Here is a 16,714-nt window from a genome sequence, read left to right as displayed (position 1 = left end):
ACGTCACTCCGCAAGAGGTCCGCCGGGTCCAAGATCTTATCAACCACAGACCCCGCGAATGCCTGGGCTTCCAAACCGCCCACGAAGTTTTTTACGCTAGCTCCTAAACCCGCGTTGCGTTTGAGTTTGATGTCCGCCAGTAGCACCACCGTAATGCTCAGCATAACCACCAGCATAATTGAACCACTGCCACTCTGGAGCAACTATAACTTCTAATTTGGCATTGTAAGTAACTTCTCCCTGAGTTTTTCTGCTAACAGTCATGGCATTGGCTGTCGCATTAAATTCTGCTTTTAGACTGCCTGAAATAGGAGCAAGATTATACATATTGTATGCATGATCAAGATTTACCTGAGCAGTCGCTTTCAGTGATATATTATTTCCCTTGCCAATTAATTTAGGTGGATCATCGACTACACTTCTTGACTCCGTATATGCAAGTATGTCGGTTTCTGCCGTTATCTCGATAGCGAGTGATATACGACAGGCGAAGGTAAAGCTACCCAAGAGGAACAAATAGAATGTCCAGATCAATTTTTGAGTCAACATAAGCGAGAGTCCTAACAATGTGGCATTTAAGCAAACACGTGATGAAGCATTAGGGCGTTCAATTACCCTATTTACATAGGCACCATTTTAAGACTTTTAGGAACAAGAAAATCGAAAAGTTGGAAAGATTTGCTAAAGTTTACTAAACCCTAACATTTCGGCCTTTTTTTGACCAGTCTCTAACACAACTCGAATAATTCAAGCGATGTCCACCAAAAAGGTGGGGCTACGCCGATAAGGCTTTTTGGTCTGGCCACCCGTGATGCGGCTGGTCCCCCATTACGAGCAATGCTTTTGTCCCGTACGGCGGACGGAGACCTACGGAAATGCTGTCCCGCATGGCGGACGGAAATAAGTAGATCCTGCCCGCCGGGCGAATTTGCTGTGTATTTTTGTTCCCGGCAAAAGCGTTGGACAGCGCTGCTTTTAACCATGTTTGTTAGTTTAATCGCTACGCCTCGTCCCGTCCGGCGGACGGTGACCTACGGAAATGCTGTTCCGTCCGGCGGGTCGGACCTACGAGCAACGCTATCGTCCCGCCCGGCGGGCGGAGACCTACGGAAATTCTGTCCCGTCCGGCGGACGGTGACCTACTTCACCACGCCGCAAAGTTCTTTAACAACTCCAGCCCGCGGGATTGGCTTTTTTCGGGGTGGAATTGGGTGGCGAAGATGTTTTCGTGCCAGATGCTCGAGCAAAAGTTGCCGCCGTAGTCGGTTTCGGTGGCGATGACCCCCGCGTCGCGCGGGGCCACGTAGTACGAGTGCACAAAGTAAAACCGCTCTCCATCGGGAATATCCCGCAGTACGGGGCAGCGGCGGCGGATGGCCAGGCCGTTCCAGCCCATGTGCGGCACCTTGTATTCCGTGGGCAGTTCAAATCGCCGGACTTCGCCGGGAATGATACCCAGTCCCTCCTGCGTGTCACCGGCGAATTGGCCTCCTTCGTGTCCCACGTCAAAGAGCATTTGCAGGCCCAGGCAGATCCCCAGAAACGGCTTCCCCGCGAGGATATGTTCGCGGATCGGTTCGATCAGTTCGCGGCGGCGAAGCTCGGCCATGGCGTCGCCAAACGCCCCGACCCCCGGCAGCACGATCCGGTCGGCTGTACGGATCAAATCGGGCTGGTTGATGATCGTGGCCGACACGCCCACGCGCTCAAAACCTTTTTGGACGCTACGGAGGTTGCCCATTTGATAGTCGATGATGGCGAGCATGTGGGGGGAGGATGGAAGAGTGGAGTTTGGAGGAGTGGAGGGGGGCGAGGGGAGTTTGGTTTTTGGAATTTGGTTTTTGGTGATGTGGTAGAATGGAACACAGATTTGACAGATTGAGCAGATTTGCGCAGATCAGGCATCACATCATGATCTTCAATCTGTGTAAATCAGTCTGATCTGTGGCATCTGTGTTCTCGTCTGGAATTAATTGCGAATGCTTACGGCACGGGGACCGTGTCGGCTACGCTTTTCATCTCAGGGACTGAGATGGCTACATTGTCTTTACGGCACGACGACCGTGTCTGCTACGCTGTTCATCTCAGGGACTGAGATGGCTACATTGTCTTTACGGCACGGGGACCGTGCCTGCTACATTGTAAACTCGCGTTGCCAGCCCGCGATTTTTTGCGCATAAAAGTCTTCGAACGTTCCCGCGATGATCGCCTCTCGCGCATCGCGCATCAAGCGCTGGTAATAATACAAATTGTGCAGCGATAATAAAATCGGTCCCAGCATTTCCTCCGCATGAAACAGGTGCCTCAGGTAGCTCTTGCTATGGCGGCAGGCGGGACAGGGGCAATGGTCCTCCAGCGGACTCGGATCAACCAGGTATTTGCGGTTTTTGATCCGCACCGCGCCATAGTCCGTAAACGCCAGCGCGTTGCGGCCGTTTCGCGTCGGCATCACACAATCAAACAAATCAATTCCGCGGCGGATCCCCTCCAGCAAATCAATCGGCCGACCCACGCCCATCAGGTACCGCGGCTTTTCCACCGGCAAGCAAGGCGTGGTGGCTTCGAGGATGCGGTACATTTCCGCCGGCGCTTCGCCCACGCTCAACCCGCCGACCGCATAGCCGATAAAGTCCATCGCCCCCATTTCCCGCGCGCAAAACATCCGCAAATCCGCGTCTAGTCCCCCTTGGACAATCGCAAACAGGGCCTGGTTCGCGCTGGTTTGGGCGTTTTGGCAACGTCTGGCCCAGCGGATTGAGCGCAGCGTGGCGTCGTGGATGACCTCGGCGGAGCAGGGGAGGGCCACCACATGATCCAGAATCATCATGACATCGCTGCCGAGGCCTTGCTGGATGGCGACTGCCCGTTCAGGGGAAAGCTCGATCTTGCTGCCGTCCAGGTGGGATTTGAACGTTGCCCGTTCTTCGGTGACTTTGCACATTTCAGCCAGGCTAAAAAGCTGAAAGCCGCCGCTGTCGGTCAAAATTGGCCCTTCCCAGCCGGTAAAGCCATGCAGGCCCCCCAGTTGGCGGATGACCTCCTCGCCCGGCCGCAGCGAGAGATGGTAGGTATTGCCCAGGATCATCTGCGCGCCGGTGGCCCGTAGTTGATCGAGCGTGATTCCCTTGACCGTTCCCTGCGTGCCCACCGGCATAAAGGCGGGGGTTTCGACCGAGCCATGCGGAGTGGAAAAAGTCCCGCGACGCGCCGTCAGCGTGGTTTGTTGTTTAGAACCGTCACTCGTTAAATACTGTGTCTCCTGGGCGTGCAAGGCAAAGTGAAAAGACATGGATGAGCACTAGGCCATTGTTATAAAGTCAAGCAAGATAATAGCTTAGAAATATTCTTGGCTAGCTCGAAAGGTTTTGGATTCAAGTAAGTGGAATTAATTTTACAGAAATATACTCAATTATCCAAATACAAAATAAACAAGATAAATGCTTTACGCAGTCTAGGAAAGATGTTATAGCAGAAGCTGATTTTTTGCATACATTTTTCATCGATGACTTCCAAGGAATTATTGTTATGTCCCGCGCACAACTCTTTGCCAACAGTTGGACCCGTTTCTTTCGCAAAAGCAATTCTCCGCGGCGCACCCGGCGTAACCACGTGTCCCGGGGGGTCGAAATGCTGGAATCGCGCATTGCTTTGGCCATTAGCGTGACAAATGTTCCCGCCTGGATTGATCAAGGACCTAGCCCCATCACCGGCGGGCAAACTGTTGGCATCACTGATAATCCCGTCACAGGTTCGGTACATGCCCTGGCCGCGCATCCGACAAATGCAGACATCATCTTTGCAGGTGGTAGCAATGGGGGTGTCTGGCGGACACAAAATTCCACCGCTGCCAATCCCACCTGGACGCCGTTGACGGATACATTTCAGTCGCTATCAATCGGGGCAATGGACTTCAATCCCAGCAACACCAACGTGTTGCTGGTGGGGATCGGCGGTTATGCGGCCGGCGGATTTGACGCACTAGGCTCGGCTGATGGTGATCGCACGGGGGCGCTGATTTCGACAAATGCCCTGGCGGCCAATCCCACATTCCGGCAACTAGGGGGTGCGATCGCTGGGCAGGACGCTTCTGGCGTGGCGGCGCGCGATGCATATTTATTGGTGTCGGGGACTAATGGGTTGTTTCGCAGCACTGATAATGGCGACACCTTTCAAAGCCTCAGCGGCACGGGGGGACTGCCCAACGGGGGGAACTTTGATCTGATTGGCGATCCAGCGAATTTAAATCGCTTTTATGTTGCGGGCTCGTTTGGTGTCTATCGAACCGAAGATGCCAGCGCTGCGACCCCCATCTGGACGAATGTTAGCAATGCCCTGCAGCAAATCACCGGCGCGACGACCAATGTGGAATTTGCCCTGCATAATAGCGCGGGAAATAATGTTTTGTATGTGGGGACGGTAAATAACGGACGTCTGGCGGCGGTAACATTTACCACTGATCAGGGGACAACTTGGACGGCGATGGATGTGCCGCAAATATTGGAAGCAGCCCAACCACTGACCAATGCTTCCAATACCGCGCCCATTACTATTACCGCCAACGGTCACGGCCTGAGCAACGGGGATCGGGTGCGTATCTCCGGTGTAACCGGCAACACGGCCGCCAATGGCGATTTTGTCATCGCCAATGTAACAGCCAACACGTTTGACCTGGTTGGGAGCACTGGTAACGGCGCATATGGCGGAGGGGGCAACTGGCAGGAAATCGTGGGAACCAATCCCACCGATAAGCCAGGTTCGCAGGGACGCATTCACTTTTCCATTGTGGCGTCGCCCACAGACCCCAATTTGGTCTGGGTGGGTGGTGACCGGCAGGATGGCCCTTTTCCCAATCCCATAGGGGGGAATAACTTTACGGGCAATCTGTGGCGCGGCGACCGTTCGATCGCTCCCGGCGGCCCGGCGGCCATTCCCTCGCCACAATGGACGCCCATCACTGACAATTTTGCCGGGGGAAATAGCGGTCCGCACGCCGACTCGCGCGAGATGGTGTTTGACGCCAATGGCGACATTGTCGAGGCGGATGACGGGGGCGTCTATCGTCGCGATAACCCCACCTCCAACGCGGGGGCCTGGACCTCGATGAATGGCAATTTGTCAGTTGCCGAGTTTTGGACAATTAGCCTGGATACGACCAACAACGTGATTTTTGGCGGTTTTCAAGACACGGGCACCGCCGAACAATCCGCCGCCAATAGCACCACCTGGGAACAAATCACCCAGGGGGACGGCTTTTTTACTGCGGCGGATAACACATCCATAGCAAACTCCACCGTCCGCTATACCGTGGGGAACACTTTTACCTCGTTTCAACGGCGGGTGTTTGACAATGCCAACAACCAGGTCGGCGCGACGGACGTGGTGCAATTAGCCGCCCCCGCCACACCTGGTACGGCCCGCAGTGGGCTAAACGCCGCCGACCAAGCTGCGGGGGCTTCGTTGAATCCATTTGTGCTGAATGCCACCGACGCGCGATTGATGCTGGTGGCGCGGACAGGCGTGTATGAGGATAATAATAACGCCGGCAACGCGGGGGATATTGTTGTTGATGTCACCCCCCCGGCCATGACCGGCCAAGCCCGCGCGCTGGCCTATGGCGGGTTTCGAGCGGGGGTGGCTTACCCGGAAATCGCCTGGGTGGGAACGCAAGGGGGGCAACTCTTTGTGCGGGGAGAAGGGGCCGCAGCCTTTACCCAGATCTTTACCGGCGGCGCGGGGCAAGTGTCGGATATTGTCCTGAACCCGGACAACTGGCAACACACATATGTGCTGCAAGGGAACCAAATCTGGGAAACAACCGACGGTGGAACCACGTTTACCGATATCACGGACAACCTGGGAACACTCTCCAGCGAGATTCGTTCGCTTTCGTTGTGGGATCCCAATCCGGGTGTCGACGACGGCGTCATTCCCGTTGTCGGCGGGCGCGGCGGTGTGTATCGTTACCTAGTGAATCCCCTCTGTCCCGATAAAACCTGGACCGAGTACGGTAACAATATGCCCAACACGATCGTCCAAGATTTGCAAGTCTATGGCGATACCATCGTGGCGGGAACGTATGGCCGTGGCGCCTGGACAATTGCCGATGTCTCGGCCAGCCTGCCCAACGGCGCCAGTCTGACGGTGACCGGGAACGGCGGCAACAACACCATGTTCCTGCAATTACAACCCGACAATCCCAATCGATTGCAAGTTAGTGACGGCCTAGGGAACGTGCAAACGTTTGAATTAGGATTGTTCCAGCAGGTAAGCTTCGTTGGCCTGGGGGGGGCGGACACCATTCGCATCGATTCCAACGGCAACGCCGATGGCGGCACGGTGGATTTTGTTACTTTTACAGTCAATGTCGATGCCGGCGGGAATGCCGGGGACAGCCTGCGAATTAATGATCGGGACGAGACCTTCATCACCGACGTGACCATCGATGCGTCCACCGTCGGGGCCGGGGCGAGCGACAATTTGTTCGGCGATTGCGGCGTGGTCAATTACACCGGTTTACAAAATGGCGAGATTGTGATTAACACCGGTTCCGGCAGTGATAATTTTCGCGTCACCGACGCCACTCCGATCCTGCGGCTGAACGCCGACGGCGGGCTGGATAATTTGTTTCATCGGAATGTCGCTAGCACCTGGACCATTGATGGCACCAACGATGGCAACATCAATAACCTGGTTTTCTTTAACTCCATTGGCAATCTCATCGGCGGCAGCCAGACCGACCTGTTTGACTTTGGCTCGACCGGATTTCTGACCGGCACGATCAACGGCGGCGGCGACAAAGACACCGTGCAGGCCACCCGCGATGTTAGTTACACGCTGACCAATTTACTGCTCACCGCAACCGATGGACTGGATGTGGACCTGCTGAGTATCGAAAACGCCCTCCTTACCGGCGGGGCCAGCCAAAACAGCTTTAACGTTAGTGGCTGGACCGGCATGGGGACCCTGGATGGCGTTGGCCCAAGCAAAGACCCCGTTATCGCCGCCAAAAATCAAAACTTCACCCTCTCCGACACGCTCCTCACGGCGACCGACGGCCTGATGATGACGCTGGTCAGCATCGAAAGCGCGCTCCTCACCGGCGGGGCTGCCAACAACCTGTTTGAGGTCACCACCTGGACCGGTATGGGCGTCATCAACGGCGCAGGCGGGTCGGACACCATCACCGTGACCAAGGACGAGGACTTTGTCGCCAGTGACAGCCAGATTACCACGACCGATGGCATGATGCTGGATCTGGTGAGCATCGAAACGATCAACCTCATCGGCGGACCTAGCCCCAATCGTTTTGACATCACGCCCAGCGATATTGCGACGTTCAATATCGACGGGCTAAATCCCGGTTTTGGCGATCCGGCGGGGGGGGATTCGCTGTTCGTGGACTTTACGGGGACGACGGGCAAACGGCTCAAGTTTTCCGGCCCGCCGGACGGCATCGGCATGTGGACCTTTACCAATAAAATGCCGATCAACTTTATTCATATTGAAATTCTGCTCAATTTTATGGGGAATGTCACCAGCGAACAGCATGGGCATGACTTAATCCTGACGGGGGATGACCTGGCCAACGGCATTTCCCTGACCCAGGCGGCAAATGGCGATATCTTGGTCTATCCGCTGGGGACCACGCTCAACGGAGATCCGCTGTTCTTGCCGCAGTCATTTGCCGGCGTTAAGAACATCCTGGTCTATGCCAAAGGGGGGGATGACTTCTTTCAGTTTAATAACATCTCGCTGGACAACTTCCTCATGTTCGGCGGCGATGGCGATGATCAGTTGCAGTCCGGCTCCGGTCTATTCCCGGACATCACCACGCAAATGGGTCTGGATGCGGCGATCGCGGCTGGCTCGGTTAACTTGAACCAGAATATTCATTTTGACGGCGGCGATGGTAATGACTGCGCGGACTTTATCCGCACCTTTGGCGAGGCGATTTGGGACTTTAACCTGGGAAATGGCAACGACACCATGACCACGTACTGGTCCACCTCGGGCGCGATGAGCATCGTCACCGATAACGATGACGACATTGTCAACCTGGGGTATCACATTGCCTACCGCGAAGTCACGATCGACGGGGCCAAGGGGAACGACTTTATCAATGTCTTTATCAGCGCGTTTCAGGACGCCTTTGTCGCGTTTGGCGGCGCGGGCTACGACACGCTCGCCGTCGATACCAACAACTTTGCCAAATTCGCCACGCTTGACGGCGGTTCGGAGGATGATTACCTGCTCTTTGCGTCCAGCATCGTGGCGGACCAACTGGCGCTCTTGGGCGGATCGGGCAACGATACCATCATCCTGGGCAAGCATGTGAATGGCACGTCCGGCGGCAACATCGCCAAGAAGCTGCTCTTGGACGGCGGCAGCGGCAATGACAAAGTCACCATTGGCAATAACGCCTTTGACGAGTTCTTTGGCCTGTTGGGATCGGGCGATGACCAGGTGACGATCGACGACTTTATCCTGATCAAAAAGAAAGGGACGCTTAACGGCGGGTCCGGCACCGACAGCTATAACGCCTTTGGCAATCCCAACTTGAACGTGCAGGATTTTGGCTAAACTGTATTAAACACTGTTGATCCCGGATTAGCGGCGATGATTGCGACTTCGCGGTAGGCCTGCTGGTGAGATAGCACCAGCGGGCCCCAGAGCGGTTTTGTTTTCTGTAGTACAAACCGTTAAATAATTTGCACTGAGTGAAGTTTATTCCTTGGTGAATTCTATCTATGTGGGCCAAAGGCCCGACCTATCCCAGCCTAGGGCAAGCGCAGCGCCGCCCTAGGTCAATATGGGAGTTCATTGGCAGGGCCAACGGCCCGATTCATGATGCGGTTTGCATGTAGCCCAGGAGTCGGGAGTGGCTGGCGCTAACAGCTTTCAACCGCCACTCACCATCCCTCGCCAGGCTCTCCCGTCCCCCTCACTATAGCGCAGGGGGACGGGAGTCAGCCGCGAACTATCGCCCATTAGCCAAAATACGTTCTCATCGCGTCAGACTCCCGAACCCGTGGTTATAGTTCCCTGGGGTTACGGGCTGAAGCTCTCGCTATGTAAATTATTTTTCACACCAAAAAACCTCGGTCAGAGGCAACTGAAAGGCCGCGGCGATGCGAAAGGCCAGCTCCAACGACGGATAATACGTGCGCTGCTCCAGGGCAATCACCGTCTGGCGTGAAATCCCTACCTGATCGGCCAGGGCTTGCTGGGTCATCTCTTTATTTTGAAACCGTAACTCGCGGATGCGATTGCGGATCGTTAACTTATCCATGCCGCAAACCCCGATACCCAGCCACAATTCCGCCGTAATAGGCCAGATTGGCCAATACAAAGCCCGCAAACAACAGTTGGATGCCATTCAGCACGGGTAAGAGCGGCAGGGAAAGTGATTGCGGATTGGCCCCAGCCGAGGGGAACTCGGCTGCGGCCTGGGCGACCGCAAGTTGTTCCAAACTGATAGCTGGCAGAAGCAATAAGGCAGTGCACGACCAAATCACCACCACCGCCGCCAAAACCCCCGCCGAGAATTTGGCCGCCCGCAGTTCGATCAGCCGATCGCGCTCATCGAGCGGCGGAGTATCGCCCGTTTGCCGTATTGTGCGCGTTGCCAGGGCATTTACCACATGAAATGCCACCAATACCGCGGTCAAAACCAGAACCGCCCCGGCCAACAAAAACACAAACGCCAGCGGCGCTTGCCATACCAGCCAAAAATATCCCCCAAACACCACCGCAATTCCCCAAAAACAAGCCCAAGCGCTCTTTTCATGAAAGCTCATTGCAATACTCCCGGTTAAAAGGACAGAAAATGTAATTTACACAAAACAAAATGTCTTGTATAGATTACATTCGCCTTTTGCAAAGATTATTGGCAAAAGCCAATAAATATTTCTTCTGAAAAAGATGCCGTCTGGTTTGCGTCCTTAATTTTTGCTTGGCCCTGCTTTATCAGCCACAAAATAAAGTGAAACCGAATTCAGGCAGTACCGCCGTCCCGTTGGCGGGGGACCGTCGGGAAAGACATGGCCCAGGTGGCCATTGCAGCGGTGGCAGCGGATTTCCGTCCGAACCATCCCGTGGCTAATGTCAGAAACCTCGCGAATATGCTGCGGATCGAAGGGCGCGTTAAAGCTGGGCCATCCCGTGCCGGATTCGAACTTGGACCCCGATTCAAACAGCGGCAACCCGCACAGACGGCAGTGGTAAACTCCAGCTTCTTTATTGCCCAATAAAGCACCGCAAAAGGGATGCTCGGTCCCCTGGTGCAGTAGCACCCGACGTTCCTCGGGTGAAAGCTGTTCCACTAAGTTGGCATGTTCCTCTTCAGTGAGGGGTGACAAGTCATATCCGGTGGATGAAACATTGCGCATGGTAGTACACCCTCAAAGTCATAAAAAAACCCCGCGGAGGCGGGGCACCTATCAAAAAATCGGCAAATAACTCTAAATATCCTCAACTGAGCCCGGCGGGACTTGAACCCACGACCCACGGATTAAAAGTACCTGCATATCCGGCCCAGATAAATTCTGCAAGTGATTGTCCCAGTGGGACTTGCGGCGAAAGTGAAAATTTTGCCCCGTCTCCACCTTCCCAAAAAGCTTCACCGTCAGCGGGTACTTGCCCTGTTCTATTACAAATTATAGCCAACTGGCACTGCCTCGACAACGAGACCCGTCAACGAATCCATGACTCGGTGATTAATGCTCTGGCCCATGCTACTGGCAAGGGGGTGAACATAAAGCAATAGCTCAGGATGGAAACGCTCGCTGGGACAACAGGCGACATGCGTCGTACTAGTAAAAATTCTTAAAATCCGCCGTCACCGCGCCCCCCGTGGGCGGGAACCCCGTGCCGCCTACGGTCGATTGCAGCGCCAGGGTTTTTCTGCGGTCCAGGTCGTCAAATGTTTGCGAACTGTTAAACGCCCGCGCGCCGACCCGCTGGGTTTGCTCCGTGACGCGGCCACGCTTATCGTAAGTGAAGGCGTGCGTGGGGTTTACGGCGGAACCAGTATTCAGCCGGACCTCGGTCAATTGGTCGGCCAGGTCGTGGCTAAATTCGTACTTCCCGGCAAAGGAACCCCCGGCGGCGGTCTTCCAGTTTTCCTTGGTCGTGCGCGACAGCCGGTCGTATTCCCACTGCCGGGCCGCGCCGTTCCGGTCGGTCCGCTCGGTCAAGCGGTCCAGGTCGTCATAGGCAAACAGCCGCTGCCGCTGGATGATAGCGCCCGTCGGGTTGTTGGTGGCGTCCGTTTCCGTCAGCGTGACCGTGTCGGCGGCCAGGCGGTTGCGGCGGTCGAACGTCCATTCGGTCGTGTTCTGGACCGCGTCGCGCAGGAAAATCCGTGATTCGGCGTTCGTGTGAGGTGGTATGTTTGCAATTTCTGCATAGGTCGGAAGCGAGTAACGGCGTATCCACCTCGTTAGGCTTACGATTTTTCAGATTCGATTGCGTCATTTTTAGTGTTGCACTAATTTTGGCACAGGGCGTGGTTTTAAAAAAGAATATTTCGCCTGTGCTACGCCGCCGAGGGCAACCCGCTATTTCTTGATCGCAATTTCATCAATTTTTGATAAGACAGACTCTAATGCTAACTTGATAACATCGTCTGAAAATCGCTCTACAACTATAATCGACTTAGCATAAAAACAAAGTTGATTGCCAAGTTGTTGTCTAATGTATTCAATTGTACAGACCTGAATAGCGTAAGTGTGATCAAAGTGTTCAATACTTCCTTCAGTTTCTGAAACTTCAACATAAACCTCACTTGCCGCCACCAATTCATCGGTTGGAAGTGAATCTGGGTATGAAAGATAGTAAAAACTTGTAATCATCATTGAATCACCACATGAATGTTTTCGCCAGTCGTTTTGTCTTCTAAGTTCCAGTGAAGCTGAGGAGTTCCTTTATCCGAATGTGGGTATCTAATGACTCTCTTACCATCTTCTGTGATCTCCCCTATTACTTTTCCAGTTGCACGATCAATTAATGGACGTGTGGTTTGACCTTGTTTCCATGCTTCCGCCATAGCAGCAGCTTCAGATTCAGTTTTTGTAATATGCGTATTTTTGGGTTTTTTTGGTTTCGCATCTGCAGATCTGGGTTCGGGGTCAGGCGAACCGCCCCCACTATTGTTGGGTGGATTTGACGAGCCTGACGGATTCTGCGGCCCTCCACCCCCGCTATTCTTCGCCTCGGCGCCCGTCTTCGCTTCCCGCGCTTTATCCGCTGTGCTTGTCCCGGACGGCTCCAGTTCCGGCGACGTGGGTTTTGCTCCGGAGCCGGCTTTTGGCTGTCCGGGAGTGCCTGGTGTGGCCGGATTTGGTGCACCGGGGACATTTGACCCCGAGGGCGTGGCATTATTCTGAATACTACCCGTTCCGCTTCCCTTTGGCGAGGGTGTAACGGAATTCTTCGGGGATGGCGTTGGGGGCAGTGTCGCGGGACTTGGTGTATTGTCGGGAATTGCCTTAGCAAGATCTTTTGCTCCCTCGATGGCCTCATCCGCCTTGCCAACAAACTTTTTCAATAACCATCGTCCCGCGGATCCTCCCACAAAAGGTAGAACACCTGCTCCTCCGGTAATGATTCGTTCTAACGGCGTCAGTGGTTCGCCGGTCGCCGCATCTTCGCCGGTAATCACCTCCATCCAATCCAGTCCCTCGCCCAGGTATGGTATGAAACCCAGTATAAAACGTGCGAGAGCCTTCTCCTCTTTTGTGGCAGGCCGACCTGGTTGGCATTCCGGGTCTGGACCAATTGGTAAAACGGGGCCGCGATGATGTTTATAGTTTTTATTGCGTTCTAAATTCCTCAAAACACTTGGATCAACATCTGGCGTTAATTCTAAGTTGTAACCCCCATCAGGGCTTGGAACATAGCCATGGTAACCATCCGCTCCAGGTGGCGGTTGTTCATCAGTTGGTTCTTGAGGCTGCTGTGAACCAAAAGGCACTTGGTTTGGAGGTCGCTGTGGACCATATGGCACTTGCATCCCCGTAGGATCCGTGTGATTCACCGGATCGTTCCCCGTATAGCGTTGCAGGTTGGTATCCCCGGCGGCAAAGCCGAGTGGATCAACGGTCGTAAACCTGCCGGAATCGGGGTTGTACTCGCGACCGCCGTAATGAATCGTGCGGAGCCGGGTGTCATACTCCTGACTGGTAAACAGATACCTTGTCAACGTGGGCGTGGTGACCGTTGCGCCGTTTTCCTTGCCCGTGATGAACCGACCAAACGAATCAAACACGTAGTGCGCGCTTGAATAGAGCGTGAACGTCCCCGCATTCAGCCGGACCAGGTCGCGCAGCGTGCTTTGGTGGTCCACAAACGCCCAGAGGACGTTCGCCACGACTGGCGTTGTGCCGGTAACATCCTCTTGGGCGAGCAAGAGACTTGTCTCGCCAGACCGCGCGTGATCCGCCCAGAGGTACCGCGTCTTAACCACCAGCGCGGCCTCGGCGGCGGATTCGGTCGCGCCACTACCGCGTAAATCCAAAACAACATCCGTCCCGTCATACACAAACCGTTCCACAATGACGCCCGTCAATGCGCCGGTCCCGGGATTGAACGTCCGTTCAATCCGCGCCGTCCGCCGATTAAACGCGTCATACTCATACGCGACCTCGTACGTCTTTTGATTCGATGAATTAAACTGCGTCGCCAGGGTCTGCCGCCCACGCGGGTCGTAGACGTTCTCCACGCGTTCGCTGGTGCGCGTGGCCCCGACCATTCTCCAGCGGGTGACCAGTTGCCCCTCGGCGTTGTGCTGGTACTCAAAATCCCCGTCCCGATAGACCCGGTTTTGCAGGTGGTTCTCGACCGTCTTTAGTCCGCCGCGGTTGGTTTGCGTCCGGTTGCCGTTCAGGTCCAGCGTGTACCCCTCGTCCGTCGGCAGGACCTTTCCCCCCGCCGCCGTATGATCGGCAAAGACCAACTGACCGGCGCCGTCATAATTGTGCTGCGTCGTCCCATCGACGCTAGCCAGCGTGGTAATGCGGTTGAGCGCGTCAAACGCGTATGTGAGCGTGTTAAACGCCGCGGACGCCCCCTGCTGGCCAATGATCTTGGTATTCCGCGCGAGCGCGTCGTACTCGTACGTTTGCGTAAAGACATCCCGCAGCGGGCCGGAAGAAGTGTAATTAGTGGATAGCACTAGAACTTGTTCCAGTGTGCGCAGCACAAGAAGCCTATTGGTTATAGCCGAACTATTCTAAAAATGCTTCCCGACGCTGCGCGGCTAAGGAACAAGTTCTTTGGGTACCCGATTTTTAACCTGGGCTAACCACGCTCGGCACTATTTATGGCACATGCCGCCGCTACAATACATCATATGTTTATATTACTTTTAATACGAATAACCAATGACTCCAAGACTTCTAAGGATAATGTTGTAACAATCCTAATTTCGTCAGGAGAATGCTTAAGTTCTTCGTAAAATCGTATAATGCAAAGAATTATTGTTGACATTAAACGTGGATTATCTTCAATTACTACCACATCTTCATTTCGCATGCAGTTAGCATTAACGAACGCGTAAGGTCTATTGCTATTTCGCACATTGCGTATCATAGGCATGACAATTTGCTGAATAAATCTATTATCTTGATCAGTTATGTCAATGGGTGCAACTTTATAGACAGGTACATTTAAGATCCAAGTAATTGCGTGATTAGTCAACAGTAATTCATCGCTATTAAACAACATATAAATCCCCTGGAAAAAATGTTTGTTATTTTGGACCACCATTATCAAACAACCAGTTATTTGCGGTATTTTGGTTAGGATCTTGTACCATTGTGCCTGTGCCGTCTGGACGTTGAATTACAGTAAGTCCAGAATGATGACTAATAATAGCACCATTTGCAGTTTGCTGTGTAGTGCCAGAATTAATAACTTTCTCGACTTTCTTTCTGATGCTACCGCGATCACGTCCAAATCGTTCTGGACTATCTCTAACTAAGTGGTCAGCAATTGCCTGTGCATTATTACACCCGTTATTATGCGCGAGCAGTCCCAGCATAGTGACATGATATACATGCTCGCCTTCGACGGTAAGGTTGTACACCCGTTTGACGCCAGGGAGTCGGCGATTGCCGACAATCGTCAAGTCGCCTTTCAAACCGCCGACCACGTCGCCCGGTTGTAGCTCATAAGTCGAGTGCCAGGTCTGCGACACCGGCTTAAAGAATTTATGATGCCGCGTGGTTTGCACGCTTGTGTGCCGCTGCCGTGCGTCGCGGAATGTCAACTCGTGAATCTCCGGGTTCAGGTGATTCACCGTCGTTAGTACCACGCGGCCCGGTCCGGTTGGAATGACGGGGCACGGCTCAATCGAGGCGACGACTGCGCGCAGATCGTCGGGCGCGCCCATCTCCTCTAGATCGAGCGGGATGGGAGCTAAGACGCCAACTGAAAGTTGATGCCGCTCGATCCAAGTGAGTGGCTGTAGCGTGACAATTTCCCAATGATCGCGCGTGCCGTCTGCCCAGACTTGCAACGCTGTTAGTCGCAGCTTGCGCCAAGTCGCCGGATCGACACCGGTCGCGTTGACCAGTTGTAATGTCGGATCGTCACTGATGACCCGCTGGCCCACCTGGATAGTTTCAATCGTCTGCGTGCCAAGGTGCACTGGCTGCTGAGATGGGGCATCAACCCAGTTTGCCAATTGATGCCGCGTTGCTTCGAAATTGGCCAGCGCATCGCCACGCGGCAACAACGCATGGACAATGAGACCCAAGCCCAACAAAAAGCTGGTTAAACTTAGAACGCGGACAAAAGTGATTGTTGGCATAATCGAGTGGTGAAAGAGCAATAATTATTGTAAGACGACGATAATCGGTTTGGCAAGCGCAGGGTCAACTTCATTTTTCAGGCGATGAAGTTGCTGATACTTGAGGGCCATGCCCACCGCAACGAGTGAAATTCCAACAGCAATCTGCCAAGACAAGGTCAAGTCAACTTGCGGAAAAGCCAAGTTATCAATGGCAGCAACGGAATTAGATTGGACTGGAACGAGCAGTTCTGTTCCTCCCACGAAACAGACTGGAATCTTTTGGAGCGCTTTTACAAGTCCATCTTTCTTTGCGCCTTGCTGTAATAATTCCCTAAGAATTGGGTTTCGTTGTTCACAAGGTAGTTTTCTAAGGTGTTCAATTTGTCCTGTGGTGAGCGCGACGACTTCATCTGATTTGCTACTGAGCGCAAAAACAACTCTACCTCCCGCCTTTAACGCGGCGCTGGCGATAAATGGCAAGGCTATATCCAGAGCCGCTTTGTCGTAGTCACCTTCCGCGATATTGTGCAGGTTAATGACAATGCCGCCACCCGGGAGTACGGAAATGCCTTCCTCAATGAGAAATCTAGCACGGGCGGCGGCATCGCGTAGGGTGCCTTGTTCAAATTCCCGTTTTGCATTTTCTAAACCTGCATCGGATTGCTTTACAGGCAAGGACTCTAAATATTCTATGTAGGCCAAAGCAAGATCATTATCGTTTTTAACATTTTGAATAAAAAGAGTTACTAAAATAGATTCATTTACATCGGCCATGCTGTTGTGGCGGACCCTAATCTGAAACGCAATTTATGTCAATAAAATAATTTCCCGCAGGGGGAATTGGGGTTGTAAAAAACATGGCTGGACGTTACTAGCGGTGCGGGTATCTGACATCCACGCCACTGGGAACGGAGTTCCAGC

Annotated in this window: 12 protein-coding genes; 1 reads left to right on the top strand and 11 read right to left on the bottom strand. The window is 53.7% G+C overall.

What is annotated here, in order from left to right:
* Positions 1 to 96: 96 nt before the first annotated feature.
* From SFX18_15920 to tgt, 3 genes are all read right to left on the bottom strand, one after another.
* Positions 97 to 549 carry a hypothetical protein gene (locus SFX18_15920; GenBank protein MDX1964638.1) on the bottom strand — a complete coding sequence of 151 codons (453 nt, stop codon included), beginning with the start codon at positions 547 to 549 and terminating at the stop codon, positions 97 to 99.
* A 595-nt stretch (positions 550 to 1,144) separates the two neighbouring features.
* Positions 1,145 to 1,765, bottom strand: coding sequence for an imidazole glycerol phosphate synthase subunit HisH (gene hisH / locus SFX18_15915; protein ID MDX1964637.1), 621 nt, complete (start codon positions 1,763 to 1,765; stop codon positions 1,145 to 1,147).
* Positions 1,766 to 2,134: 369 nt separating this feature from the next.
* Positions 2,135 to 3,289 (bottom strand): tRNA guanosine(34) transglycosylase Tgt, encoded by a 1,155-nt coding sequence (gene tgt, locus SFX18_15910; GenBank protein MDX1964636.1) that lies wholly within the window; start codon positions 3,287 to 3,289, stop codon positions 2,135 to 2,137.
* Between the two features lie 236 nt (positions 3,290 to 3,525).
* Between tgt and SFX18_15905 the strand changes: the two genes are divergently transcribed.
* The gene (locus SFX18_15905; protein ID MDX1964635.1) at positions 3,526 to 8,580 is read left to right on the top strand and encodes a hypothetical protein; all 5,055 of its coding nucleotides are present in this window, start codon (positions 3,526 to 3,528) and stop codon (positions 8,578 to 8,580) included.
* Positions 8,581 to 9,076: 496 nt separating this feature from the next.
* Here SFX18_15905 and SFX18_15900 read toward each other — a convergent pair whose 3' ends face one another.
* From SFX18_15900 to SFX18_15865, 8 genes are all read right to left on the bottom strand, one after another.
* The gene (locus SFX18_15900; GenBank protein MDX1964634.1) at positions 9,077 to 9,274 is read right to left on the bottom strand and encodes a helix-turn-helix transcriptional regulator; all 198 of its coding nucleotides are present in this window, start codon (positions 9,272 to 9,274) and stop codon (positions 9,077 to 9,079) included.
* A 7-nt stretch (positions 9,275 to 9,281) separates the two neighbouring features.
* Positions 9,282 to 9,797 (bottom strand): hypothetical protein, encoded by a 516-nt coding sequence (locus SFX18_15895; GenBank protein ID MDX1964633.1) that lies wholly within the window; start codon positions 9,795 to 9,797, stop codon positions 9,282 to 9,284.
* A gap of 144 nt (positions 9,798 to 9,941) precedes the next feature.
* A complete protein-coding gene (msrB, locus tag SFX18_15890) occupies positions 9,942 to 10,388 on the bottom strand; it encodes a peptide-methionine (R)-S-oxide reductase MsrB (GenBank protein MDX1964632.1) in 447 nt (148 codons plus the stop codon).
* A 423-nt stretch (positions 10,389 to 10,811) separates the two neighbouring features.
* Positions 10,812 to 11,204 (bottom strand): hypothetical protein, encoded by a 393-nt coding sequence (locus tag SFX18_15885; protein MDX1964631.1) that lies wholly within the window; start codon positions 11,202 to 11,204, stop codon positions 10,812 to 10,814.
* A gap of 354 nt (positions 11,205 to 11,558) precedes the next feature.
* Positions 11,559 to 11,855 (bottom strand): hypothetical protein, encoded by a 297-nt coding sequence (locus SFX18_15880; protein MDX1964630.1) that lies wholly within the window; start codon positions 11,853 to 11,855, stop codon positions 11,559 to 11,561.
* Entirely contained in the window at positions 11,852 to 14,200 is a 2,349-nt protein-coding gene (locus tag SFX18_15875; GenBank protein ID MDX1964629.1) for an RHS repeat-associated core domain-containing protein, read from the bottom strand. Before SFX18_15875 ends, SFX18_15880 begins: the two co-directional genes overlap by 4 nt.
* 549 nt (positions 14,201 to 14,749) lie before the next feature.
* The gene (locus SFX18_15870; GenBank protein ID MDX1964628.1) at positions 14,750 to 15,811 is read right to left on the bottom strand and encodes a hypothetical protein; all 1,062 of its coding nucleotides are present in this window, start codon (positions 15,809 to 15,811) and stop codon (positions 14,750 to 14,752) included.
* A 24-nt stretch (positions 15,812 to 15,835) separates the two neighbouring features.
* Positions 15,836 to 16,567, bottom strand: a complete 732-nt coding sequence (locus tag SFX18_15865; protein MDX1964627.1) for a hypothetical protein — start codon at positions 16,565 to 16,567, stop codon at positions 15,836 to 15,838.
* Between the last annotated feature and the right edge of the window lie 147 nt (positions 16,568 to 16,714).

Source organism: Pirellulales bacterium (assembly GCA_033762255.1).
GTDB lineage: Bacteria > Planctomycetota > Planctomycetia > Pirellulales > JALHPA01 > JANRLT01.
The sequence above is the reverse complement of the archived record's forward strand: the minus strand, read 5'-3'. Positions and strand labels throughout refer to the sequence as shown.